Raw genomic sequence first — 26,673 nt, 5'->3', positions numbered from 1 at the left:
CATTTTACCTCTAATGAACTGTTCTCTATCCGCATGTGGGAAATAAAAATGGACTTATTTCCATATGCTAAAAAGTTAGAAACGAAGTTAGAACACTTTAATTTTTATAAAGCCTCCGAAATATTAGAGAGTTTTAGTTTTTTGAATTACTACAATAAATTTTTAAGTTATGATAATAAAAATAAACTTCGGAATCTTATGCTAGATGAACGATCTGGTTGGATAAGAAAGGAAATTTACTGTCATGAAATTGAAACATATAACAATGATTATTATAAATTTTGCTTAAAATGTTTCGAAGAAGATTCGGTAAGTGGCGTACCGTATTGGCATATTACTCATAATTTGCCTGGTGTAACATATTGCGAACGACATAAATGTAAACTTGTTGTAAGTAATGTGTTGTTTAATGGAAAGGAACTTGTAGCCTTATCAAGTCAGGTGAAAAAAAGTGTACCTCCATTATTGAGTGATAAAGAAGAAAAGATACTAAAATTAATAGCGGAACAAACAGATTATCTATTTCATACTAAAGAAGACATCAGTAAATATATCCCCCTATACATTTCGTATCTTTATGATATGGGATATTTAAACGGATTTAAAATTAATGAAAAAAAACTAAAAAAGCATTTTAATAACTTTTTTAGTAATAACATTTGTGAAGTATTAAATATTGAAAAGGAATTTGTTATTTCAAAAATTATAGAAACAATTAGTAGCTCAATAAAGGAATTACATCCCTTATTTCATATTCTTTTTATTATTTTTTGTGGTAGGAAAATAGAAGATCTAGACAAAAGTAATCTTATATTAACTCCGTTTAATTCTGAACTATTACATAAAACATGTAGATGTTTTGACGGAATATACATACATAATTCTAGTTTAAGATTTAGGAATAAAGGTCTTGTTGGCTCATACCAGTGTTCTTCTTGTGGAAATGCCTATAATATTAATTCTTGGGATAAAAAAATATCAGTAAGCTATGGTAGTTCTTTTTCTGAGCAGGTATTAGAATTGCTGTTTATTGAGGATTTATCTATTTCAGATATTTGTTATAAATTAAATATTAATGTAACAGAACTGAAAAATCATTTAATTTTCAAGTGAAATAGTATTAGCTATAGTGCTCTACGTTTTCAGAAAGTAAGGAGTTAGGTTAAGAAATTCCATTAGACTATTTTATTGGCTACATCTATAGGTCATAAGGAAATTACTTACATGTACGAGCACAGTTATTGGTGCGGTCGGCACATTTATTCAGACACCGATACATAGAGTTAAATACATAAAAAGAACAGGACTAAACCTGTTCTTTTTCGTGTCCAAACTGTTATACAACCGGTTCGTTTTTTCCCCATTGATTTTTCTCTTGCTCAATGTCTAATACTCCACATTTATTATTTCGGAAAACGTATCTTCAACTATAGTTAGTAATAGGTAAGCGTTTGAAGTTATCTCCAGCTTTTCCCCTACTCCGTACGGAACGTGATAATTTCCCATCATTCCGCGTTCCATCTAGCTCTGGTTTTAGTCATTAAAAGTTTCAAGTTACTCTTCATCGAAGAGCTTGCACTGTGGCATCATTCTACTATGAAATGATGTTCCCACGTTCTTACCCGACCGGTGCAATGCACGGCTGAAAAATAATTATTATCTATCGCTAGACTTGGGGCTGTTCCTCTACTTCGATTACAGAGGTTTCACTGGTCGAACCCCTACCCTCATAAGGACAAATGCATTTTGCCAAAAGGCGCGTGTATTGTTTTGTATCAATCTCGTTTTTTGTTTATTGTTCAATTGTTGCCGATCTCTGTTAGGTTCATTACGTTTACTATCATGCTTAAATGGTAGGATTTAATTGAAAATAGGCTTCCCAATGGTTTTTCATGATCATATGATATCAAAAAGGTAAACCATCATCATATGGCACACGCAACACAAGCTTATTTACTTCGGTATTTGAAGAATTTTTTTTAACTATTTTATCCTCATTATGTAATAACCATTCCTCTCCAAGAGCTGTTATTTCATACTCTTTATACGTATACTCTTGAAAACCGTTATTCTCTGTAAGTGTAAATTCCTCAATCATTTCTTTAAGTAACAATTTCTTTATCGCTAATGCTCCAGCAACTCCATCATAACTATGATTAGCCATTTCTTCGTGAATCTCTGACACTTTCAAACCACTTTCATAATCTAAGCTATTTACAAGAGCTCTGGACAATATAATAATTTCTTGAACAGAAAGATCCTTTGTCTCAACGAATTCTTGATCAATAGAAATTATAGGTCTTTGTATAGCTAATAATGCCTTCGCTTTTTCAGTAATTTGCTGTTGCAACAAATTATAAGAACGCGGTGAATCTGTATCATACATAATAACAGATCTATGTTTTACGTCGAAAGGAAAATCACCCTCACGTTCGTTTTTACAACTCACTAAAATTATATCTTTCTTACAAGCTATAGCATAACCCAACTCAAACCACACATTTGGATTATTCGTTGTTATTTCAGCAAAACATATTCTTGCATTACGTATTTGATTTTCAATAGTATCGATCGGAATAACAGCACTTGGATCATTATCAACCCTATAAGGATTCAATCCAGCCGCTATTAAAGCAGGCTCAAAAATATCCTTGTAGCGATTATCAAATCTAGCTCTATCAAACGGCTGCATAACAAAACATAAATCATTAGACAATGACAACACTCCCCTTTAAAAACTAAGAACTATAAATAAGGATTCTTTTTTACATTCCTAGCTAAATTTTTAGCCACAAGCGCATGTAATTCATTCGTAGGTACCTTACGTATCACAGTAGAAATATCATTAGCAATTAACTTACGCCCATTCTCAAATCTATAACCCATCTCATTTAAATAAGCCGCAGTCTTAGCAACATTCCCTAATCTCGCATAAGCATGTATAACGTGATCTTCATAATTAACAGGCTTAAATTCTTCATAAATCTTAATATAATTATCTAGACTATCCCGTAAAACTATAGCCTCATCGATCTTCATAAAACACCCTCCCTAATTTAGAACCAGGCTAACGCCTATTATATAAGCAACTTAACAATTAATGGGCTTTTTTTTGATACACTAATTGTGTATCATAACAAAAAAGTTCGTTAATGGTTTATTCAAGTACTTTAAATTGATCTTATATCTAACCAATTACTTGGAAAACCCATCTTATCTAAGACAACGTCAATAGAAATCACATTCAACTGATTTTCTAATACTTCAATGGCATCTTTAATTTCTGTTATCATTTTTTTAAATTCGAGTTTTGTTGATAATAATTTTAAAGAAATGATTGCTGCAAATAAATCGTGAGTTCCGTTAATAGGTTGTCCTCCACTGTTTAAGGGTATATGTAAAGACCTATGTATATGGTTTGTAGCTATTTGAGTCTTGGTAATAATATCAAAGAGTCTCTCATCGTGTGCGCATTTATTTCTTACTAGTGTTAGAAGTCCTATTATATTATTGAGATCAGCTTCATTAATTTGAAAACTTCGTCCTACATTTTGTCTATCGGTTTGTTTCATTAATTTAAAAAACTTACCTGTGGTTCCAAAAGTAAGGACATTCACTAAAACCCAAAGAGGAACATATCCATGTTGACTCATATAGTGTTTTATTGCTTCATGCTTCGTAACATTTTTGGCAATTTCTCCTTGAACTCCTTTAATTAAATCGATTATTTCTTTTATCCTAAACACCTTATTCTTTTCACTTGCCGTTCCTGATATAAGCAAATCAAAATTCTCTAATTTTAAATAGTTATCATGTCCATACTTCTGTGAAAAGAAATACGCAATGGCACTTTTAATATTGTTTTCAACTCTGAATATCCTCTTAAGTAGGATCATTCTTAGCTCGAAATCAAAATCATACAGAGCTTTTAACTCAGAAATATGAGTGTCTGTTTTATATTTTTCTGGTGTTGTGCTTGTAGAAGGAATGTCAATAAATAATTCCTTATAACCATTTATTAGATTGTAATAATTCTCCTTTTCAAGAATTCTTTTTGGAGTACCTGTTTTAGGGACATCAAGATTCCTCTTTCTTAATATTGTTAATTGTTGATTATGAGTTTTAAAAATTTTCGACAAAAAATATCCTCCTAACAAATTGGTATAATTTACTTAAATTATACCACTTTAATAGGAAGATATTAATAGCCTATAAAAAAATAAAGGCTCTGGACCCGAAGGTATCCAGAGCGCGATCTAATAATTTAAAACAGCAGGCTCTGGACCCGAAGGTATCCAAAGCGCGATTTATATAATTATTATCTTATCAATTATAACTGGTAATGTCAATACTTTAAGGCTCTGGACCCGAAGGTATCCAGAGCGCGATCATTATCTATTGTATGTAACAATCTTTGAAAAAATACATGCTTCAAATACAGTAATTAATGCCTTTCAATTAAATATTTCAGAACAAATCACGATTTATCAGTGTTTAATTTCACTTTTGTTATTACCCCTCCTATAATAATAAATTATGTGAATTGGTCCAATCAATCCGCGATTGTTAAGGAAAAGGCGATAAGGAACGAGAATTTTATTTTAATACACGTTGCGACATCTGGCTTAAATGCTTAAAGCTCTAATGACAATAATCCTGCCATCGGAGTTTATGAGTTTCTTAAAATGATTAATTACTAAGCGAACAGGGGCTTATGTAAACTAAATGATAGTCTGTAAATAGTGTGCGTATCTGTGTATTTATTATCTGTCCAGACTCTTCACCAATACTAAATGGATACTGAGAATTTGCCATATTGATAATTTCGGGAAATATTGAAATTTTAGATAATTATTCCAAAATTCATTTTATCTTTAGTATAATCAACACTAAGTGCATATATCTAATTGTTGTAATTACTGGAGGAGATTTGGTGGATTGGTTAAAAGATAACACAAGGCATGCATTAGAATCGCTTAAAGATCAAGTGAGCATTACTATAGATTCAACGAATGGTCATGAAATAATTACAATTAACAATATTGAAGATCCTACTACAAGAGAAACGTTAGCAAATTGCTTATTGTCTGTAGCTTCTCAAGTAATTCAGCATGACTTTGAACTTTCGGTATTGTTATTGGGTAACTCCGAAGACTCATTAAAAAATCTAATTAGTGAAACAACTGGGTTGATTGAAGGTACTCATGCAAATGCATGGATAGCAGAAGCTATATTTTTTATCTTAGTAGTAGTTGCAGAGGATATGCACCCGCCTGGACGAATGTTAGTTCACACCCTTCCACATACTAGTGCTACTAGACAAGGATTGGATGGTACTGGGATTTACTATGATATCCACCACAATTGCCTTGGAACTGCAATAACTGAAGCGAAAAATTACGATGATTTAAATAATGGTATTTCCGTCTCGATAAGTTCATTTGATAAAATAGAAAAAGACCAACTTGGAGCAGAGTTGCGTACTGTTTTATATCCTTTAACCCGCTTTCTTTCTGCCGAACACCAAGAAAAGCTTGTTTCTGAAATATGGAAACAAGCCCGTACTTATATACCGGTTGTCTTTTTCGGAAGTGATCCAAGTTATCAAAAGCTTATAGAGCGCAAAGCTTTTTTGAAATATTCAATCCCTAATACGCATAAACTGTTAGTATTGAACGAATTTAACGATAGGGATACTTTTTATAAAGAGATAAAGTTGGAAATGAAAAAACAAATGAAGGAATGGGCGAGCAATGTTTGATTCATACTTAAAGGGTATAATAGACAAAGTTCCGGTAATTGAAAATTATAATTCTGATGATTTCCGTTCTATACTGTCGGATGCTTACTTAGAATTGGTAAAGTATAGAACACATTATAATTATGAGGCAAACAAAGATACTGATAATATAATTATATCTTTGAGAAAACTAGCAGATACCTTTGAATACTTTGGTATTCTCAAAGAAGATATAACAACAGATGTGAAAACAGCTTCATGCTATGTTTCAGCTGAAGCTTTAGACCTTCTCACTAATATCTTAAAGCCAACTATGACTGAACAGATGGGTGATGCACTTACTAATTACGAGGTAACTTTGCTTGAGTCAGGAATGTTATATCTTATCGCAGGTTATGATGCAAATTCAATGAAAATTATGCAGACCTTAAAAAATAGTATTAACTCAAGAGAGTTGAGAATCGAAATTAAATGGGCTGTTAATCAAGTAATTTCTATTATTGAGGGCTCAAATAGATCTATTGAAACTATAGAACCGTCTAACGATGCTAGTATAGCAAATAAAAATTATAATAGGATTTATGTTGAAATAGGAATTGTTGCCAACAAGTATCATGCGTGGTTAACGGGAGATGGTGAAGAATTACCAACTAATTTAATAGCAAAATTAGAAGAACTTATCAACATTCTTACTTATAACTATAGCTCCTTTTATTCTATCCCAATACATATTGGAAGACTTCTTAAAGAGTTTATTAAGAACTCATATGTCAGATCTATATTTCATAGTGTACCAAAGCCTCAGGCTAATCAAAATAATTATGAAAATTTTTTAAAGAACATTACTTTAGGTGCTAACTCCATGCAAGGCCAACTCTTTTTATGGCCTTCAGCAATTGGATTTGTGGAAAAATGCTTACCAGGACCAGAAACACATAGTATAATTGCTACTCCTACAGGCAGTGGGAAAAGTACAATCGCAAAAATAGCTGCTTCTCAGGCACTAGCTGAAGGTTGGGTTTTGTATTTGGCACCAACCAATGCACTTGTTCATCAGATACAAAGAGATCTAAAAAAAGTGAAATGGCCATGGGATACAGTAAAAGTAAAAAGTTTCATTGGTTATGATGAATATACCGCACTTACAGAAGATCAATTGTTACCAAGTGATACTGAAAATCATATATATGTTATGACACCTGAAAAATGTGCGCTTGCAATGAGACTGTCACCTGAATTTTTTAAAACATGTAGATTGTGCATCTTTGATGAATTCCATGAAATAGGGAGTAATTCCAGAGGGGTTACAATTGATGTTATTTTCGGGACTTTACTCACTCTTTCTCCCTTTGTTAGATTACAATTAATTTCTGCTATGATTGAAAATAGTAAGGATATAAAAGCATGGCTTGAGGAAGCCTCAAATTTTGAGGTTAATATTATAGACTTGAAGTGGCGGCCTACAAGAACAATGAAGGGGGTAGTAGGTCTTGAACTTAATGAATTCAGAGAAGCCATAAAAAATGCACCCTTAAAACCAAAAGCAAGGAAAAGAAAGGCATCACATACTCCTTATTTTGGACTCTTTGGATTGCAAGGAGCTTGGCAAAGTAATGATAAAAAAGAGTATAGATTTGGTTATCTTGGAGCTACCTTTGAATTCGAATTCACAGAAAGTGTATCACCCCTTGAGTCATGGGTTAATAAAACGATGGGATTATTAGCATTCCATTTTGGATCTAATAATATGAAGACAATTGGCTTTTTCCCCAAAAATAAAAATTATCCTTTTACAGTTGCTCGCAACATGCAACCTCTACAAACAAATAGAGAACTTTGGAGTGATGAAATAAGCCGGTTAGTGAACATTGCGAATGCTGAAATAGGGATTCCAACTATGCTTGCAGAACTTATAGATAAAGGAATATCAGTTCATACCAGTTTAATGACTCAAACTGAAAAAAACTTAGCAGAACTAGCTTTTAAATTGGGATTATCTAAAGTTATGCTTGCAACAAGCACTTTATCTCAAGGCTTGAATTTACCCGCTGAAGTAGTTTTACTGGGAGGTACAGAATTAGGGAATGAGTATAATAATTCAGACTCAGAATCATTATTATCTCGTAAAAACTCACAATTCCTAAACAGTATCGGTAGAGCGGGAAGAGCAGAATATTCTAGTCAAGGTTTAGCATTAGTCATTCCGTCAAATCCAATAATTTTTAAAGATGAAGATTATAATATACGTGTTGCTAAAAAAGAAGCGTGGTTCTTAGAATATCAAGATGCATCCCAAGAGATTGAGAGCCCTCTTACATCATTCTTAGATCGTTTAATTCATGAGAGTATTGATACTGGACTTATTAGTGAGGAAGAATTAGCACTGCTACCCTTTTTTACCGAAAACTCTCCTATCCCAATTACCGTTTTAAATAAAACTTTAGGTGCATACAAAATTCAAAAAGAAGGACCAAATTCTGTTTCTGAAATAACAGGTCCCATAATAAATAAAATTCATGAAAACTTTACGAAAGAAACCGGATCACCAGAATGGGTATTTTCTTCTGCTAGAAAATCAGGAGTAACAGTGTTCGTTGTACAAGATATGTTGAAGACCTTGAAAGATGTTGGTATACCTCGGTATAACGATTGCAAGTCATGGGATATTAATTCTTGGAGTAATTATTTAATTGATATTCTAGCAAGAATGAACCCAAATTTAATCAAATCCTTACTATTCTCTTTTATCGCTTTTAAAAATGAAACAGTTCCTCTTTTTAACGAAAATGTTGATTATACAGATTGGAATCCTACGATGGAATGGATACAAAGTTGGGAAAAGGTAAGAGAATATTTAAACTTCTATTATGGTAGTAAAAATATAAAGGAAATAGGCGTTAACACTTTTCCATCGATAAAAATTAATAATGAAAGAACCCAGGGCTCTTTCATTCCAACAGTATTAAAATTATTTGAATATAAAGGTCCTTTTGAAAAATTATCACGCTTTGCAAGTGTATTAATTAGTATTCTTGAAGAGATGTGGAAGGAAGAAGAACAAGATGAAGTTGTAATAGTTCCATTTCAACTATCAATGGTACCAATTGCTATTAAAAGTGGATTAAACGATGTAAATTCAGTAGCGTGGTATAGATTCGGATATCGCAGTAGATTTGCAGCACAAGCTTTAGGCTCAATCATCGAAACAAATATCGCACCTGAGAGTAACGAAACAGAAGTCTTTAAAATAATTCAAGATAATAAGCTAGAATTATTAATTACAAATCCAGAAGAAATAGATGCAAAGCTGGCAAACATTCAATATACAAGTAGTGAAATTAGTGCATTTTTCTCAATAGTGAATGAAACTTAACTATTACGATACTACATTTTTGATAAATTGTGGTCTCTAGCAAGTGCTGTTAATTGATGCGAACAAAGTATTAAGTCATGAATGTAAGTTTTTGAATCAGATAGAATGAAATAAAGGAGCCTATAATACCTTTTATTCAAGGGATCAACTGGTATATAAAGGCCTTTTTTTCTGTTTAAATATGGCGAATTAGGGGAGTTTTTTTCTCTCTGCTCTGTGATATCTGTCTTTATGTTTACATGGATAAGGACGTGATATAAATTAATGATAGGCTAATTCATCATTCTAATTATATATTTACCTAGAGGAGTTATCTAATTGAGGACTTAGTTATAATTGAAAATTTTCCTTCTACATTTTTTGTACAACTTTATTTTTAGAGGAAATATAGATCTGTTATTAAATTTTTGTAAAACTTTATTTTTTGAATGATGAGCTTCTAATAATTTTCATTGTTTTTTGTACAACTTTATTTTCCATTTAATAATTTTTGTTATTGTAAAATCAAGGTTTTTAAACCGAAAATTGTACAACTTTATTTTCTCGTTACAGTAACTGTTCTCGAATAACTCAGTCGTGATGTAAGAACTGGTTAGATATACTAACCAGTTCTTTTATTTTGCCTTTATATAAATTTAGGATATTTAAAAAAGTAAAATTTAAGTGTAACTTTAGAATAAAGTTTGATAAAAGTAAGTTACAAACACTGAATATACACAGAAAAAAACCAACTGTTTTGAAACTAAAATTGTTCAAAGTAGTTGGTTTTTTATTAATTTCAGTTTGGTTATTATAATAAAGATTGATTATTTCGGAAATCGAATCTTTAAGTAAAGCACCCGTTTGTTTAAGTGTATTTATTCACATAGAACTATCCAAAATAGTTCTATGTATGCAAGTTCTAATAATCTAACTGCTTTAAGCTCAATAATAAACCATCATCTGTAATCTTTTTAACCTTGAATGAATTTAACTTTCTGTCAATTTTTTTATCCATTTTATCTGCATTACTGAATGAATTTCTTACTGCATCTATTGCATAATTAAGAATTGATAACACACCTGCACTTCCTAATGCCACTCCTATACTTTCGTTCTCTGGAAGATGAGTATCCATAATCTTTCTTACTTCTTTATAATAGTCTCCTTTAATAAGGATATATTCAGATTTTGCCTCTAAACCTGCTAATAACTCAGTTCGATTATGTGCTTCATAAGCTTCTATACCATTCACTTTGTACATAAAAAATCCTCCTTTCAAGTGTCATAATAATCAACTCATAATAATTATACGGATATAAACAAACTAAAGTTCCGCTTTTTTCTAATTTTATTTATTCGACTAAACTGCTTCGTTAGTTTAATAAGAAAAAGAGCTGTTTGAACAGCTCAACGAAATTCCCTAAAGCACCCGTTGGTAAAATTAGTAAAAAAAGAACGTTTCTTCAATATGAAGAAACGTTTTTATTTTTTCCTTTTCGATTTTCCGAAAAAACCTATTGCAACAGCTGTGCCAATGTTGACGGCAAACCAAGTAGCCGGCTTTTTGTACTAAGTGAAAAAATAATAATAATCAGAGATATTTCTCTAATGGAATTTAACAATCTTTTCTATATCAAAACGGTGATGAGGGTATCCCTCACCGTTAGGTTTTCCGATTGGAAGAATCCCTGCGAATAGAACATGCTTGGGAAGATTTAATAATTCCCTTACTTTTTCCTGGTCGAAGCCTAGCATGGGATTGCTTGCATACCCATAACCTTGCACAGCTGTCATCAGGATACCGAATGCAATGTTGGTTTGAGTTAACCCCCATTGGCCACGTTCTTCAACACTCATTCCGTTAAAGAAAGCTGACAAATTCGCTACTTCTTCTTCTTTTCGCTCACCAGAAAGTCCTGGATGGACAGTGTCAGCTATATTGGCAAGCACATCTTCCATATCACTAGTTACGACAATTACTGCTGGAGCAGATGTAACTTGTTTTTGACCATAAGCAGCTTCTTCAAGCTTTTTCTTAAGATCAACATCAGTTACCACATGAAATCGCCATGGCTGTAGATTCCATGCGCTTGGGGATAGTCGCACAAGCTTAAAAATGTTTTCAATATCTTGTTGGTGAATCGGTTGCTGAATGAATTGGCGAATACTGTGCCTTGATTCAATTGCTTGTTGAACTGAAATTGTTTGTTCTGTAGTTGATTTATGCGTCATGTTGTCACCTCTTTATAGAATTTACTCACGTATTGTACCCATATTATAAAGAAGTAAACAATAATTATGCTCATGGATAGTTAACAAAGTTTTACTTCTTCTTCACCGATGCCAAAGCAATCCGTCAGGCGCAAAAGGGAGCTCCATAAAAAATACTTAACAATTTTCAACAAGTTCATTTATAAGCCTAGCCTTTACCAGAGAGATGGAACCTTCCTCCATTTAAACTAGGAACATTTCTTCAACTAACCTGCCGCGTTAGTTCAATAAGAAAAGCTACCCTTACAGGCAACCTCTTGTTTAACTAAAGCACCCGTTAGTTTAAGTGTATCTTATCACAAAGTATTTTTTTGAAAAAACTGTAACCTTTTTATTTTTGTCTCGACAACTAAGTGAGGAGTGATAAAATGAAAAAAATAATCATTATGTGTATTAGTTTATTAACATTAGCATTAGTTGGATGTAATACGGTAGATACCGGAAATGGAAGTTCTGCAAAACCGGTGGAGATTCCTAACGATATCCCGCAGCAGTTAAAGGAAACACACCAAGGGGAAATGCCATCCACTGAGATAAATGCCAGACTTGATATAGATACAAACTCTTATTCTTCCGGGGATAAGATGAAGCTTACATTGAAAAACTTGGGCGCTGCAGAATTAAGAACCGGTTATGGTGCTTATTTCGAAAAAATGGATGGAGAAAACTGGAAAACACTTTATTATGAACAAGCAGTACCTACAATAGAAATCCACGTAGAACCGAACGATTCTTTTTCTGAACATATTCTCTTGAGAGATTTAGAAAAAGGAACGTACCGTGTGATTAAACAAATAGACGAGCAAAAATTATCCGTAGTCTTTACAGTGAAATAAGATATATGATAGAACGAGCTGCTTTAGATATGAAGTCAGCTTGTTCAATTGGAAACGTGATGAATGATTATGTTTCTTATGGTTTATTTTTATAAAAGAAAAAAGAGTTGAAAAAAGATTTACAACTCTTAACCTGAACATTACTCCGGTAAATTAAAGTATTATCTAACCCCACTAATTTTCTTCTTCAACTAAACTGCCTCTTTAGTTCAATAAGAAAAAAAGCTTTACTCCTTCTTGAAGTAAAGCACCCGTTAGTTGAAGAAGAAAAGTAAGCTTATTCAACAATTGCGCCCTTTTATGGAATAACTAAATTTGTTCTCATTAATAAAACCAATTATTTCATCAAATTACCGGTATTTCGAGATTAAGAAAAAGGCGACAACTATTATTTAGCTGTCGCCCTTTTTATCATCATTCAGATTTTTTACTTTAAATGTTTATATCATCTGCTATCGTGGGTTCTACAATATCCTTTCTTCGATAAACATTTAAAATGAACCCTAAAACAGCAGCGTAAAAGAGGATTGCACTTCCACCATAACTAATAAACGGCAGGGAAACTTCCATGATGGGCACGATTCCAAAGGCCATCAATATATTCCAAGTAGTAGGAACGGCAAATAATACAGCACCACCGATTACGATTAATCTCCCATAAAGATCTTTTGTTTTAAATGCATTTTTTGAGATTCTTAAAATAAAAATCAGCAGAACCAAACAAATACCGATTCCGAATGTCCAACCAAGAGAATAGACGAGGAAGGGGAAAGCAAAATCTGTATGTGATTCTGGCAACAATTGAAATTTCAAATGATTATTAAGTCCGTTACCGAACCATCCCGCTTCTGCAAGGACATTCCTAACGACCATATACATATATCCGGCTCCATTTGGATCGGCATTTGGGTTTATAAAAGTAGATAATCTAGTAAGAAAATAACTTTGGTGTGAGGTCGTAGTAATAATCATAATGATGAAGATGATACCAGCCACGAGATTTGATACGACTAGGTTGATAGCTAATTTCTTATGAACACGTGCAAATGTAAACATTCCTAGTAAACAGAAAAAGTAAATGACCCCAACCATAAAGTTTGGCACTATCATGTAGAGCAATATGGGAATCCAAAATAAAACAAGAAGAAATCCTTGTTTTTTCCAACTGCGAAACTCATTTATTTTGTTAAAAATACCGGCCCAAGCCAGGAAAAAGAAAAATAAACTCAATATAGTGCCATCGACCGTTAGACCTGGAAGTGAAATCCATCTTTTTGCTCCGTTGACCGTATATCCAAATAAATAGAGATATACGTGAATGAACAAGCCGATAGCATAAAAGTGCATCCACCAATTCTTTGATTTTTGATAATTAAAGAAAAGAAACCCAATAATCACAAGAGCAGCTAAGGAGTACCAGATAGCTTGTCTCCCCATAATATGGGTGATTGATGATGAAATCCCAGGAATTCCACCAACTAACGGGAGAAAACTGATACTAGCAAAAATAACAAATAAAACAATTAGAATCCAATCCATTTTTGGCTTATGAAGGTGATTTAATTTCTCTCCAATAATAAATGGGTTTCCCATTTCTTGAATGGCCTTTTCATCTGAATCTTCTTCAGAAAATCCTCTTTTTTTGTAAGATTGACTTAACTCTTGCAGATGATGAGTAAGCTCTTTTTTTATCCTGTTGTGGGCCTCCGTAGATTTGACTTTGGAAGTGACTTTGCTTAAAAATTCTTCAAATTTGGGAGAACTCATAAAGACGCCTCCGTTATGAAGGGATTAAGGGATAATCCTTGTTTAGTGGTATCTTGTTTATAAGTAGCTAAGTATTTTTTACCTTTGGAGTTTAAAGAATAATATTTCTTGTTATTTATCCAATTTGAAGTAAGCATTTCTTTATTTTCTAATAGATGTAGCAGTGTATAAAGCTGCCCTTCATTTTTTTGGAAAGCACGTTCATTTTTTTGAAAAAGTTGGACGGAAATATTGTAGCCATCCTTTGATTCATGCTGCACAGATTCTAATATAGCTATAATGGTTTCTGTATAAAATTGTGATTGCTGATTCGTACGAATGGCTTCACGCACGGCATTTTTTCTTTCATTAGAAAAAGAAAAATCCTTGAATATTGATTTTTCCATCGAACTCTTCAGGTTCTTAAATGGATCATTCATCTCCTAAACCTCCTCTATCATCTTGTCTTTTAATAATTCCTTCGCACGCTTTAATCTCGTTTTTAATGTATTTATATTTACTGAAGTAATCTTGCTTATCTCTTTTAAAGACAGTTCTTCATAATAATGTAGAAATACGACTTCTCTGTACTTTAGAGGCAAATTCATGACGGCATTCGTTAAGCTATTTTCTTCACTATGCTTGATAACCTCTTCTTCCACCTGTTTTGACTTAGAAGGGATATGGTCAAATACTTTATTGCTAAGCGTTATTTTGCGATAATGCCAGCTTCTTAAATAGTCCTTGCAATGATTACTCGCAATGCGATATAGCCAAGTTTTTATTGTTGACTGCTGATTAAATTGATTTAATTTTTCATAACACTTTATAAATATCTCTTGTGCTAAATCTTCTGCTATGGTTCGGTTTTTTACATATGTATATACAAGATGCAGGATATGATCGCTGTATTCACGCATTAATTGATCAATGATCTGCTCACGCTCATCCAGCATCATTTCATCTGTCACCGCCAATTGGTTTAGTTCATTCATCTAGTTGTCACCCCCTCATATATCTTAGACGAAGCTACCCTTCATTCGGTTTGAAAAAATATAATTTTTTTATGACCGTCTGTATTCTAGGGTATAAGTGGAAAAAGGAACAACCTCTTATCAGATTGTTCCAAAATGTTGTAGGTAGGTTAGGTCGCTTTTAAGACTACTTATTCGACTAATGATCCCTTATTTCTCAGAAGGAACTGTAATTACAACAGTTCTAATCAGAATTGCATATTGTTGTAAATCTGCATTTACCGTTACCAAATAGTTTAAGTGTAAACCTCCACAATATCTACTTTGCATAATAATTGTTATTAAACAATATGGCCCGATTGTTTAACACAAGTTAAAAAACACTCTTCAACTAACCTGCCCCGTTAGTTCAATAAGAAAAAGCTACCTTTACAGGCAGCCATTTTTTAACTAAAGCACCCGTTAGTTGAAAATCGTCATACATTAATTTTCTGTTTCTTTTTGGTCTCTGTCTTTTATATATCTTTCGTACGCCTCTTTCACCCTGTCATTGCTATTGGCTGGTACTACTTGTTTATGGATCTCATTAATTAAAATAAATGACCTAAAAATGACTCCGACAATAATTGCACATAAGATATAGATTCCAATAGTACCGAGGAAAACCAAGATACCTAAAAGACCAGCTAATAGGATGGATAACAATAACTTCACAAAACTCCCCCTTAATCTGCCTACCTGTATTCCACAAAGAGCCATCTAGCAGCTCAACGTTCTTTCACTAAAGCACCCGTTAGTTAAGTTATTACAAACTAATTTCTTCACCTATACTTATAGCATGAAAAGGATTTCTTTCCTTTGATTTTAACGATTCAATAAAGTCTGAAGTTAAGTCCTCTTTGTTAATAATTATTCTTGTATAACCAGATACTCCACCGTTTAAAAAAATGGGTTCAATAGATTCTGGATTCTTAAGTCGTTGATAAAAAAAACTGTCTAAAACAATAGTTGCATAACTAAAATTGCCTGTATTGTTAGTGAATTGATAGTTAACTTCAATAATAAGTTCTTCATTGTTTTCCTCTATCTCATAGGTGAAACTTTTTACTTCTGCACTTTTATTAGGAAATAAAATCCACGCTAAGCACAATAAAAAAATCACAGATATAATGAAAATAATTACTTTGTTTCTTTTCAAAAATTCACCCCCATTTTATTTTATTAAACTGCCGTTTTAGTTTAAGTGTAACATTACACAATGCATCTCTGAGATCAACTTAATGGATTGAACATAAAAATAGACCATCGTAATGATGGCCATATTTTACTAAAGCACCCGTTAGTTGAATAAGGATAAAGAGTGAAATATTCTATTGGCGGTTCTTGATTTCTGTGAGGATTAGATCCCATAGCAAGACGTTTGTATTTAGTTTTTCGTCTTCATTCCTAACCGTTATTGTAATCTCTCTCACCTTGCGTACGTCGGTTTCAAAATAACGAATGTCACTGCTTCCCGTTCCGCTGAAGGTGATCGTATCCATGCCGCCCTCACCACCGTCCAAGGCGATGATAACCGTACTATTGCCCTGATTTATGTCGTCCGGGACGCCCATGTAACCGGAGAAGGTCACATACTTCCCATCCAGTACGTACGTAACGCTCCTGGATCCGGGGTTTTCTCTGCTATACAAATTTACTTGCGGCTCCACTGGTTGATTGCCGACTTCAAAGACGCCGAAGCTAGAATCCCATAATGCCGGACTATCCTTGACCGGAAGGATGTCAATCCCAACCTCTCTGCCCGCCTCAACGCTTGTTGCCTTTTCAACCCAATAATTCACTCCATGTACGACGGTGATCGTTGAGAATGAGAGGAGAGCCGATGCAGCAAAAACCTTCCCTAGAAACTTCAAGGTGCCAGTCCGACGAGGCACCCACAGCTGAGCCAGATACCCGACAGTAACCCCCAGCAAATTTGTGAGAATGTCGTTAATATCGAAACTTCCCAGCCTGGTCGCCCACTGCAGTGTTTCAAGAATCGAGATTATTATGAAAAACAATCCTAGAAACGAGAGAAACCGGATACGTGCGACTAGCGGAACGAACATTCCATAAGGTAAGAACGCAGCAAAGTTTGCAAAGTTATAAAACCAGAACCAGGTCAGCCCTCCCAACGGCAAAGATAACGGAATGCTATCGGGTACAAGATTATACCCTCTTGTCCCGTTTTGAATGTTATTTATTCGGTCAAATCCGAAATAGAGGAAGTATAACATGATTGCAGTATAAACAATCATTACGTTTCTGGTTGCTTTTCGAGCATATCCCTGGCTCATATGAAGACCTCTCTCTTGAAGCATATATTTCAATTCCCAATTCAAAAATCTCAATGAATGTAATTATTAAAACAGAGATAACAAATAAAAAAATGTAAATTTTTTTCTCTTCCCTCGAACTCATCTTTAAATTCATACATATCTCTTGCCTCAACTTTTCTTCCTTTTCCTTAAATTTAACAAATATGGTTCTTCAACTAAACTGCCGCGTTAGTTTAAGTGTAACATTTCACAATGGATGTCTAAGATCTACTTGAAGTTTTGGATAAAAATATACCATCTAAATGACGGTCTTGTTAAACTAAAGCACCCGTTAGTTGAAGTACAAATATTTACACTGATTGTCAGTGGACTGCTATTGGGTAAGTACCTTACAAGTGATAAGAAAAAAATCCACGAGTTTACAAATTCGTGGATTTTATTTTTTTATATGAAAAATAATTGTATATAAAATCGAATATTGATACGAAATAGGCTGAACCAGCAAATAAGAATATAGGGGAATCATAAGGGTCGCTAATAAAGCCTTGTAAATCAATAAAGTCTTGTAATTCTAGATAAAGTAACCAAAGTGTTGTGATGACAAAAAGAGAAATATCGTAAGCGATACTTAGTGGGTGTTTAATCTTTTTTAGAGCGAAATTAAAAACGACAATTCTAAAAAAAACAAATAGGAATAAACAAATTTGATAAGCGAATGTAACATAAATGATTGATGGCTGTATTGATTCTGGTATCGTCGGCATCAGCATAAACCCCTTTGAATAATTTTATAAATAGTTTATCGATTGGAGTTGTTATAAAGTAGGAAAAGAAATTATGATTCTATAATTGTTATATAATACAAAAAGGTATGATTTTTATATTGCATCCGAATTAGACGAGCAAAAAGAATCATTATTGAACTAACCTGCTGCGTTAGTTTAAGTACATTCCTTCACAAACTTATTAGATATAGGGTAGGTGCACCAGACCAATCTTTAACATAGCCTAATTTTTAAACTATTTAAGAATAGCTGAATAAGTAGCTCGTTTATCAGCAAATGCTTTTTCTCCACCTTCTAAATGGACTAATATTAATTTCATTATTTTACTGTCACTTAAATAACCCGCTTTTTTTATAAAACCTGTTGTACCATCTGATTCTAAAACTATGACTTGTTCAGCATCAGCATTAGTAACAATGGTCGAGTTGTGAGTGACAATAATAACTTGTCTGTAATTTTTAACTTTTCTAGGACTGGAGACTAAAGTGTTATATATATATTGGTTATCTAAATTATCCTCGGGTTGGTCGATAACGAAGGGTGTAAAATCGCTTGTGTGTTTTCCGTATTCCATTATAAATGTGAGTTCGCTGCATAAGTTCCCTAGAAAATACTATCAATATAATGTGCCTTCTACTGAACTAATGAAGAAATTATCTATTGTTGTTCAGATGTTCACTTTTCCACCTCCTAATGATATTTAGCGTAAATATGATTCTGAAAGATGAAATTTAATAACAATAACTGTTTCTGAGAATGGAGTTGATGAGTTTGAGTCTTGTTATTATGGCGTTTTTCGCCTTGATATTCTTTATTTTCTGTTTTGTCATAGGTGCTATCTACTGGTTTGGAGACAAAGGAAAAAAATTTTAGAACATTAGCTTATTTTCTTTTATGAAATAAGTTTGAGGTTTTTTCAAGTAATGAAGTTAGTTACAATCTAATCATCACTTAAAATGTTGGAAAGAAAAGATGCATAAAGCTCTTAGTCTATTTTTATTAATGAACTAAATTACGAGTTAATATAAAACAAACCTTCTCCTTTCTCGTATGGGATAAGGCTTTCAGAGAGCCATCCTTTCGCTTTATTGGACATGGTATTGGGTAATGTATCATGAAGAACAATAAAATCTTAATTCCAAGAAACAAACAAGATTTATTCCTCTAATATGTCAATTTCAAATTTCACGTTTTTGGAGTCCCAGACATCTGCGGTTCGGTTGTATTGGAATATATGGTGACTTCAACTTTTTGTCCTATTTTAAATTGAGCACTGGCACTTACAGGAATTTCAAAGATATTTTCTTTTCTTTTATCCTCGTTTACCATAAACATTTCTTCTTTTACTTCTACTTTAGTATATCTTTCTCTGTTTAGTCACTTGAACAGCCAACCAACATAGTAAAAATTAATGTAATACATCCAATCCAAACGAAGCTTTTTCCATTCTATTTCCACATTTATTAAGATTTTTTAATTAGTCGAAGAAAAATCCCACTTCGTTACAAACAAGCAGGAGAATAAATACTCGGTTCTTTCATCTGATTTATTATATTTAGAATAATAAATTATAATGAGCATTAAGTTTTATTTTAACCTTTTTTTCGAAAATTATTGCTTGCTACAGTGTTTAAATACCATTTTAGGGACTTTAGGAGTGTTACTATTATCGCTATTTTTGTTATAGTTCTGTAATTTAACGTTCATACTAGCGTAATAGTTTTCTTCTATACTTATACACGGATTAGTTAGCAAGAGAGGACAAGTGGAAAAATTAAATTATATTAAAATACTAATCGACAAGTAGATAGTAAGGGAGAATTTAAGATGATAAAACGAATTATTGCAATTTTTTTGACAGCAACCATCGCTACCTCTTCGTTAGTTCCTGCTAATGCAATGAACAATGGAACGGAAGGGACCAATCCCTGGATGAACACCAAGCTGTCTGCTGAGGAGCGCACTGAGCTGCTTCTTGATGAGATGACGATGGACCAGAAGATGCAGCAAATTGCTATCTCGCGCTTCAATGAGAATGACAAAGGTGAGCCGGTTGTCATCAAAAGAGGCGGAACTAGTAAGTATATGAACGGCGAATTCGCTCCACAAGGTACACTTCCAGGGTGTGAGTTTCAAGACACAGGCCGGCAAATCAAAGGGATCGAGGAACTCGGTATCCCTACAGTACGTATGACTAATGGTGGTACGGGTGTTAAGGGCGGATCGTGTCACAATGACCCATTGGCAACAGGTCTTCCGTCTACCCCAGGTTTGGCTGCGACATTCGACCGCGAGCTAAACTATGAGGCCGGCCGAATCCTTGGTGAGGAGACACGAGCTTTCGCGCATCACGTGTTCCTCGGACCAGGTATGAACCTCATCCGTCACCCGTACGGTGGCCGGAACTATGAGTACTTCAGTGAGGACCCTTATTTGACAGGTATCCTTGCGATTGAGCAAACAAAGGGTATCCAGGACCAGGGAGTCCAGGTACAACTCAAGCACATGGCTGGAAACGAACAGGAAACTGAGCGTTGGACGATGGGTGTCCAAGTTCCTTCAAAGGCTATGAACGAGTTGTACATGTTGCCTTTCGAGATGACCGTTAGAGATGCTGACCCAGCTTCCGTGATGTGTTCATTCCCGGATGTTAACGGTACTTATGCATGTGACAGTTCTGAACTTCTACAAGATGCGCTACGTAAAAACTGGGGTTTTGACGGTTATGTAATGAGTGACCGTCGTGCAATTCACGACACAGTGGCTGCTATCAAAGCGGGTACGAATGTCGAACTTGACTGGACACCACAGTATTACACACAAGAGAAGATCCAAAAAGCTCTTGACTCAGGGGCAGTAACTGAGGACGACATCGACAATCTACTTCGTCCGCGTTACATCAAGATGATCGAGTTTGGCCACATGGATGAGCCTTACGACAAATTTATGCCTGAAATCGTCGATCCGATGGCTAACGGCGCAAGCGCACTGAAGATGGCCGAGGAAGGCTCCGTGCTGTTAAAGAACGACAACGGCTTCCTGCCACTGGACGGTGAGCCAAAGTCAATCGCGTTGATCGGCATTGAGACGTTCGCTGGAGCGGCAAAGATGTCACCTCGCTCTGTTCGTGACGACAATGATTATGTAGTGACTCCATATACGGTCACACCACAAGAAGGTTTAGAGAATGTTATCAAAGAGTTGGGTTACAACACTAAAGTGACGTACAACAATGGCAGTGATCCGAAAGCTGCTGCCAAGTTAGCTGCTGAGTCCGATGTCGTGCTTCTAATGGTCGGCGACAACCCGCATGAGACAGTGGACCGTGATACTCTCGGATTCCCAGCCTTAAACCTCAAATCGGGCTTGGCTGAGCAGGAGCCAGTTATTGACGCAGTTATGGAAGCTAATCCAGAGAATACTGTTATGGTACTGAAAACTTCCGGTACGTCAATTATGCCGTGGTTGGATAAGGTGCCTGCAGTTCTTCAAGCTTGGTACCCAGGTATGGAGGATGGCAATGCCGTCGCTAACCTTCTCTATGGTAAGGTTAACCCGTCCGGTAAGTTGCCGATGACATTCGGTGCTACTGAACGTGAAGCTGCCTTCGCGACTGAAGAGCAGTACCCTGGAACTCGTCAAGATACTGGTAAAGTTGGTGGACCTGGTCCTTATGGTGATGGTTCTGATCAGCTAATCGCTCAGTACACAGAAGGTCTAGAAATGGGCTTTCGCTGGTACGAAGCAAACAACGTGAAGCCAGTATTCCCATTCGGATATGGTCTGTCGTACACAACTTTCGAATATGACAAACTTAAAGTGAAGAAGGTCCAAGATAAAGGCTCGGTGAAAGGTATTGACGTGTCCTTCACAATTTCGAACACTGGTGACGTTGCCGGTAAAGAAGCGGCACAGGTCTACCTAACACTTCCGGATGAGGCAGGACAACCTACAAAACGTCTTGTCAACTTCGAGAAGGTTGACCTTGAGCCTGGTGAGAGCGAGCGTGTGACTGTACGTATTAACCATGCAGACTCTAACCACCCGTTCTCCTATTTCGTTCCGGAAGAACCGGATAACCTTGCAAACTGGGCAGATGGCGAGTGGGCAACTGTTGATGGAAAGTATGGCGTGCATGTTGGAGGTTCTTCAGCAGACACTCCTTTAGAAAAGGCTGTTCCGTTGAACTTCAAAGACAGCAAGGACAACAACAAGGGCAAGGCAAAAGGTAATAATGGAAATAACGGAAATAAAGGGAACAAAGGAAACAACAACTCCCAGCGTTAAGGCCAAGGGATGGCCCCGATCCGGTAGAGGTCGTCAGGCATTCCGAATATAGTGAGCCCGCGGGCATCGGCATGAATTGCCGAGCTCGCGGGCTCACTCCTTTTCTGGACGCATCCATGGGTGACGTGAGAGATGAAAAGAGACAAGGAAGGACGTGAGAAGTCTGATGAAGGAATCTGTTCGAAATAGCCGGCGAGGTCTATTGTATTTAGGATTTGTGGCACTTGGCCTGGTGATCCTCTTAATCGTAAGCACCGTCGAGAAATCCAAGGAGCCGGTAGAGACCGAAGATACTGTCGAGGAATCCGATGGGCCGATCGAGAAAGAGAAAGCTGTGGAACCAGCCCCGACCGAACATGGAGACTGGGAGGACCCGGGCTTGGTGGACCGGTCTGGCGCACCGATTGAGGTGCAGATGCCAGGTACGGTAACTGGCAAGACCCTAAGTGTCACAGACTTCGGGGCAGACCCGGAACCAGACTCATCAGATGATGCAGCAGCTATACGTGCGGCATTGGACGCAGCCACACCGGGTGACGAGGTCTTGCTGCCGGCCGGCACGTATGATCTGCGGACCACTGATCCAGCTGACGGGTCGGCGAACATCGTGTTGCGCAGCGGCGTAGACCTGCGAGGAGAGGGCCAGGAGAGTACCGTGCTGATGACCTCCCTTGACGGCGAGGATGACAGCAGGGTAATCCGTGGCTCTGGCGTTCAGGATGTTATCGTCTCTGACTTCACTGTCACCTCCCGTTATGCGGGTCAACTCGGTGACGACCCCGATAACGGCGACGCGGGTGGCGGACCGATGTACGGGATTTACCTTGGAGCTCACGAAGGGCAGAGTAGCTCCCGAGTTTTGGTGGAGAACCTGGGGATCCGTAGGTTCGAGCGCCATGGCATCTCTGTCAAGGCCAGTCGGGAAGTTACACTCACTAAAAACCACATTAGTGAGGCAACTGCCATCGGCCCCGGCGGACAGGGCTACGGCATCGCGATCGAGGGCTCAGCAGATCAGAACAACCCGGATGCCTCCAACGATTCCCGGCATAACGTCGTCATCGGCAATACCTTCGATGGCAAAAATTTGCGGCACGCTATTCTGTTGCAGTTTCCCACACACAATAATCTCGTGGCGGAGAACACCATCGTCGGTAGCCATCTCGATGCCATAGATCTGCACGGCGAGGGTGAATACTTGAACGAAATCAGGGACAACACGATTATTGGAGGGAAGAAGGCGGGTATCGCGCTGGGCAATTCAGGCGGGTCGAAGAACAAGCACGACGCTTCAGGACATGGAAACTGGGTGTACTCTAATAACCTGATAGGAAATCGTCAAGGAATCCTTGTCATTCTGGGTACTCCAGACACCATCATCGAGGACAACAGTATTACCGGCGACGAGAATTCGAAGACCGGTATTGAGGTCCGCAATGCACCTGGTACAGAGTTACGCGGAAACCGGATCACTGGAGGAACTGATGGATTCTGGGCAATCCGTCTCAGTGAGGACAGCGGTACTGCCGGACGGGGCACAGGAATCCCCTCAAGCATCAAGATCGAGGGCAACGTCATTCGACAGGCAGCCAACGGCATCAGGATCGATGCAGGGGAGGACCTCAGCATGATCGAAAACATCGTCGATGGCATAGACGGAGCAGAGCTGAGGGTGAAAGATGGAATTGAGGTAAGTCGGAAGGTCGACTTCTAGTCCGTGAGGTAATGGTTTGACAGCAAATCCTATGATTAGAAAACAACGAATTTAGATTCTAATTGTAAATAACATGAAAACGCTTAGAGAATATTTCTCTAAGCGTTTTTTACATCCTCAGATATGTTTCCGTAGAAACTGTGAACGCCAGCTATAAACATAATAAGAAGTTGGAAGGAATTCCATGGAATGGTCCATACGAGTATTCATTACTTTAGAAAAAAATGAGGTTTAAAATGTTAGGATAGACAGATTGTTCAACTTTTTTGCTCTTTATAAATAAACTTGAAATCATTATATAAGCAGATTATTATATAAGTAAATGCTTATATAATAATCGTTTATGAGTGTAAGGAGGTACCTCATGGGAATTTCAACAATAGAAATTGAAAAAGCGGCCACAATATTGAAGTTGTTAGGTGACAAAACAAGGCTAACCATGCTCAAAATGTTAGATACAAACGATTATTGTGTTTGTGAATTTGTTGAAATATTTAAGGTAAGTCAGCCTGCTATTAGTCAGCACGTAAGGAAATTAAAAGACGCTGGATTGGTATGTGAAACAAGAAGAGGTCAATGGATTATCTATTCAATAAACAAGGAAAGTGATATTCTTCCATTTGTCCAAAGCTTGATTGATCATCTTCCGAACCAGGATTTTAAACTACAGGAATTAGAACAGCAGGGATTACGTATCTCATGTAATTAATGGAGGTTAGTATTTTGTCACCAGTTATTTTAGCAGCAATGATTTTTTTAGTAACGCTTATCTTCGTTATATGGCAACCAAGAGGTCTGAATATCGGTTGGTCGGCCTGTGGAGGAGCCATTATTGCGTTATTAGTAGGGGTAGTTGGTTTTAATGATGTCATGGAAGTAGTAGACATTACTTGGAATGCAACATTATCCTTTATTGCAATTATCCTCATTTCTTTGATTTTAGACGAGATTGGTTTATTTGAATGGGCTGCCTTGCATATGGCAAGAGCTGCGAAAAGTAATGGGATTAAGATGTTAATCTATGTGAGTGTGTTAGGGGCTATTGTGGCTGCCTTCTTTGCGAATGATGGGGCTGCGTTAATATTAACTCCAATTGTTTTAGCAATGGTTCGGAACTTGAATTTCAATGAAAAAATGATTTTCCCATTTATTATGGCGAGTGGGTTTATAGCAGATACAACTTCGCTCCCGTTTGTTGTTAGTAACCTTGTTAACATTGTTTCTGCCGATTTCTTTAATATCGGTTTCGTTGAATATGCTTCAAGAATGGTTATTCCTAACATATTCTCCCTGATCGCAACTATTAGCGTATTATTATTTTATTTTAGAAAAAGCATTCCAAGGACATATGATTTATCAAAACTTAGAGAACCAAAAGAAGCTATTAAAGATATAAAAATGTTTCATCTTTCATGGTATGTACTTGCTATATTAGTTATCGGTTACTTTAGTAGTGAATTCATCCAGGTACCTGTTTCCATAGTAGCTGGAATTGTAGCGATATTCTTCATCGCTATGGCGAGAAGAAGTAGTGCTGTTGATACAAGAGCAGTTATTAAAGGAGCGCCATGGAATATTGTGTTTTTCTCCATTGGTATGTACGTGGTTGTTTACGGACTGGGGAATGCAGGACTGACGAGCGTTCTTGCTGGTGTTATTGAAGTCGCTGCAGAACAGGGATTATTCGTAGCTACGATATCGATGGGCTTCATCGCAGCCTTCCTCTCATCCCTAATGAATAACATGCCGACCGTGATGATCGATGCCTTAGCGATTGCAGAAACGAATACTTCTGGTACAATCCGTGAAGCACTTATTTATGCTAACGTCATTGGATCTGACTTAGGACCAAAAATCACTCCGATAGGTTCACTTGCAACACTAGTATGGCTTCATGTTTTATCCCAAAAAGGTGTGAAGATATCTTGGGGAACTTATTTTAAAACAGGTATTGTTTTAACAGTCCCTATTCTATTTATTACATTATTAGGTCTATATATTTCGTTAAAATTATTCTAACCAAAGGAGATTACTGTTTATGTCTAAAAAAACACTGTACTTTTTATGTACAGGAAATTCATGCAGAAGCCAAATGGCAGAAGGCTGGGGGAAAAAATATTTAGGTGATGAGTGGGAAGTTTTGAGTGCAGGTATTGAAGCTCATGGCTTAAACCCAAATGCTGTTAAGGCGATGAATGAGATTGGAATCGATATTTCTAATCAAACTTCAGATATCATCGATATGAAAATATTAAATAATGCAGAGTTTGTAGTTACGCTTTGTGGGGATGCTGCAGATAAATGTCCAATGGCACCACCACCCGTGAAACGTGATCATTGGGGCTTTGACGATCCTGCTAAAGCTGAGGGAACATATGAAGAGAAGTGGGCTACCTTCCAACGAGTTCGTGATGAAGTTGGAGAAAGAATCAAGCATTTTGCGGAGACGGGAAGATAATTTAGTGTTTGGAAAAAAATCATATTCTTCAAACACAAAATCCTATTCAATCATACTGTAGTATCTAAATGGTGAAATGCGAAGATTAAAAACGAACTTGAAACTTTAGGTTCGTTTTTATTACTCCTTTAGACTTAAATATTATTTTTAGGGCCTCTTCATAAATGCTTAAGAAAACCCATATAAAAT

22 protein-coding genes and 1 pseudogene are annotated in these 26,673 nt (G+C 36.2%); 9 read left to right on the top strand and 14 right to left on the bottom strand.

Translation table 11 applies throughout. The features are described from left to right. Positions 1-48 precede the first annotated feature (48 nt). A complete protein-coding gene (locus tag ACIQX2_RS13525) occupies positions 49-1,113 on the top strand; it encodes a TnsD family Tn7-like transposition protein (RefSeq protein WP_483880200.1) in 1,065 nt (354 codons plus the stop codon). 793 nt (positions 1,114-1,906) lie between these two features. Here the strand turns inward: ACIQX2_RS13525 and ACIQX2_RS13520 are convergent. The 3 genes from ACIQX2_RS13520 to ACIQX2_RS13510 all read right to left on the bottom strand — a co-directional run bounded on the left by ACIQX2_RS13520 (position 1,907) and on the right by ACIQX2_RS13510 (position 4,139). After that, positions 1,907-2,716, bottom strand: a complete 810-nt coding sequence (locus ACIQX2_RS13520) for a hypothetical protein (protein ID WP_402851265.1) — start codon at positions 2,714-2,716, stop codon at positions 1,907-1,909. A 29-nt stretch (positions 2,717-2,745) separates the two neighbouring features. Beyond that, the gene (locus ACIQX2_RS13515; protein ID WP_402851262.1) at positions 2,746-3,039 is read right to left on the bottom strand and encodes a hypothetical protein; all 294 of its coding nucleotides are present in this window, start codon (positions 3,037-3,039) and stop codon (positions 2,746-2,748) included. 131 nt (positions 3,040-3,170) lie between these two features. Continuing rightward, complete coding sequence (locus ACIQX2_RS13510) at positions 3,171-4,139, bottom strand: Abi family protein (RefSeq protein WP_402851259.1); 969 nt, start codon at positions 4,137-4,139, stop codon at positions 3,171-3,173. A 794-nt stretch (positions 4,140-4,933) separates the two neighbouring features. On the opposite strand from ACIQX2_RS13510, the gene ACIQX2_RS13505 reads away from it, so the two are divergent. Together ACIQX2_RS13505 and ACIQX2_RS13500 are read left to right on the top strand one after the other, a co-directional pair. After that, on the top strand, positions 4,934-5,761 hold the full coding sequence (locus ACIQX2_RS13505) for a hypothetical protein (protein ID WP_402851256.1): 828 nt from the start codon (positions 4,934-4,936) through the stop codon (positions 5,759-5,761). Then, entirely contained in the window at positions 5,754-9,113 is a 3,360-nt protein-coding gene (locus ACIQX2_RS13500) for a DEAD/DEAH box helicase (RefSeq protein ID WP_402851253.1), read from the top strand. The genes ACIQX2_RS13505 and ACIQX2_RS13500 overlap by 8 nt, the downstream gene beginning before the upstream one ends. Before the next feature lie 901 nt (positions 9,114-10,014). Here ACIQX2_RS13500 and ACIQX2_RS13495 read toward each other — a convergent pair. Beyond that, complete coding sequence (locus tag ACIQX2_RS13495; RefSeq protein ID WP_211895495.1) at positions 10,015-10,356, bottom strand: hypothetical protein; 342 nt, start codon at positions 10,354-10,356, stop codon at positions 10,015-10,017. Between the two features lie 344 nt (positions 10,357-10,700). Next, entirely contained in the window at positions 10,701-11,327 is a 627-nt protein-coding gene (locus ACIQX2_RS13490) for a nitroreductase family protein (protein ID WP_336499480.1), read from the bottom strand. A gap of 407 nt (positions 11,328-11,734) precedes the next feature. Here ACIQX2_RS13490 and ACIQX2_RS13485 point away from each other — a divergent pair, with 407 nt between their 5' ends. Further along, positions 11,735-12,202, top strand: a complete 468-nt coding sequence (locus ACIQX2_RS13485; RefSeq protein WP_402851247.1) for an immunoglobulin-like domain-containing protein — start codon at positions 11,735-11,737, stop codon at positions 12,200-12,202. 432 nt (positions 12,203-12,634) lie between these two features. Here ACIQX2_RS13485 and ACIQX2_RS13480 read toward each other — a convergent pair whose 3' ends face one another. From ACIQX2_RS13480 to ACIQX2_RS13440, 9 genes and pseudogenes are all read right to left on the bottom strand, one after another. Further along, positions 12,635-13,969, bottom strand: coding sequence for an FtsW/RodA/SpoVE family cell cycle protein (locus ACIQX2_RS13480; protein ID WP_402851244.1), 1,335 nt, complete (start codon positions 13,967-13,969; stop codon positions 12,635-12,637). Continuing rightward, a complete protein-coding gene (locus tag ACIQX2_RS13475) occupies positions 13,966-14,388 on the bottom strand; it encodes a PadR family transcriptional regulator (protein WP_402851241.1) in 423 nt (140 codons plus the stop codon). The genes ACIQX2_RS13480 and ACIQX2_RS13475 overlap by 4 nt, the downstream gene beginning before the upstream one ends. Before the next feature lie 3 nt (positions 14,389-14,391). Beyond that, positions 14,392-14,943 carry a sigma-70 family RNA polymerase sigma factor gene (locus ACIQX2_RS13470; RefSeq protein ID WP_402851239.1) on the bottom strand — a complete coding sequence of 184 codons (552 nt, stop codon included), beginning with the start codon at positions 14,941-14,943 and terminating at the stop codon, positions 14,392-14,394. Between the two features lie 462 nt (positions 14,944-15,405). Next, positions 15,406-15,636: an ATP-dependent Lon protease gene (locus ACIQX2_RS13465; RefSeq protein WP_402851237.1), complete on the bottom strand. Its 231-nt coding sequence runs from the start codon at positions 15,634-15,636 to the stop codon at positions 15,406-15,408. 91 nt (positions 15,637-15,727) lie between these two features. Then, entirely contained in the window at positions 15,728-16,120 is a 393-nt protein-coding gene (locus tag ACIQX2_RS13460; protein ID WP_402851235.1) for a hypothetical protein, read from the bottom strand. A gap of 172 nt (positions 16,121-16,292) precedes the next feature. Further along, positions 16,293-17,258: a VanZ family protein gene (locus ACIQX2_RS13455; RefSeq protein WP_402851233.1), complete on the bottom strand. Its 966-nt coding sequence runs from the start codon at positions 17,256-17,258 to the stop codon at positions 16,293-16,295. Positions 17,259-17,659: 401 nt separating this feature from the next. Next, entirely contained in the window at positions 17,660-18,004 is a 345-nt protein-coding gene (locus ACIQX2_RS13450) for a hypothetical protein (RefSeq protein ID WP_402851230.1), read from the bottom strand. Between the two features lie 256 nt (positions 18,005-18,260). Further along, positions 18,261-18,611 (bottom strand): annotated as a pseudogene (locus tag ACIQX2_RS13445) (hypothetical protein); the annotation flags it as partial. A gap of 599 nt (positions 18,612-19,210) precedes the next feature. Continuing rightward, positions 19,211-19,354 (bottom strand): hypothetical protein, encoded by a 144-nt coding sequence (locus tag ACIQX2_RS13440; RefSeq protein ID WP_402851227.1) that lies wholly within the window; start codon positions 19,352-19,354, stop codon positions 19,211-19,213. 498 nt (positions 19,355-19,852) lie between these two features. Between ACIQX2_RS13440 and ACIQX2_RS13435 the strand changes: the two genes are divergently transcribed. The 5 genes from ACIQX2_RS13435 to arsC all read left to right on the top strand — a co-directional run bounded on the left by ACIQX2_RS13435 (position 19,853) and on the right by arsC (position 26,484). Then, entirely contained in the window at positions 19,853-22,312 is a 2,460-nt protein-coding gene (locus ACIQX2_RS13435) for a beta-glucosidase (RefSeq protein WP_402851224.1), read from the top strand. Between the two features lie 166 nt (positions 22,313-22,478). Continuing rightward, entirely contained in the window at positions 22,479-24,026 is a 1,548-nt protein-coding gene (locus ACIQX2_RS13430) for a right-handed parallel beta-helix repeat-containing protein (protein WP_402851221.1), read from the top strand. A 364-nt stretch (positions 24,027-24,390) separates the two neighbouring features. Beyond that, on the top strand, positions 24,391-24,735 hold the full coding sequence (locus ACIQX2_RS13425; RefSeq protein ID WP_402851218.1) for an ArsR/SmtB family transcription factor: 345 nt from the start codon (positions 24,391-24,393) through the stop codon (positions 24,733-24,735). After that, positions 24,735-26,045: an arsenic transporter gene (locus ACIQX2_RS13420; RefSeq protein WP_402851215.1), complete on the top strand. Its 1,311-nt coding sequence runs from the start codon at positions 24,735-24,737 to the stop codon at positions 26,043-26,045. The genes ACIQX2_RS13425 and ACIQX2_RS13420 overlap by 1 nt, the downstream gene beginning before the upstream one ends. 19 nt (positions 26,046-26,064) lie before the next feature. Next, positions 26,065-26,484, top strand: a complete 420-nt coding sequence (arsC, locus tag ACIQX2_RS13415; RefSeq protein WP_402851212.1) for an arsenate reductase (thioredoxin) — start codon at positions 26,065-26,067, stop codon at positions 26,482-26,484. Positions 26,485-26,673 lie beyond the last annotated feature (189 nt).

The organism is Psychrobacillus sp. NPDC096623 (assembly GCF_044762655.1).
Taxonomy (GTDB): domain Bacteria; phylum Bacillota; class Bacilli; order Bacillales_A; family Planococcaceae; genus Psychrobacillus.
This window is presented reverse-complemented; position numbering and strand designations above follow the sequence as displayed.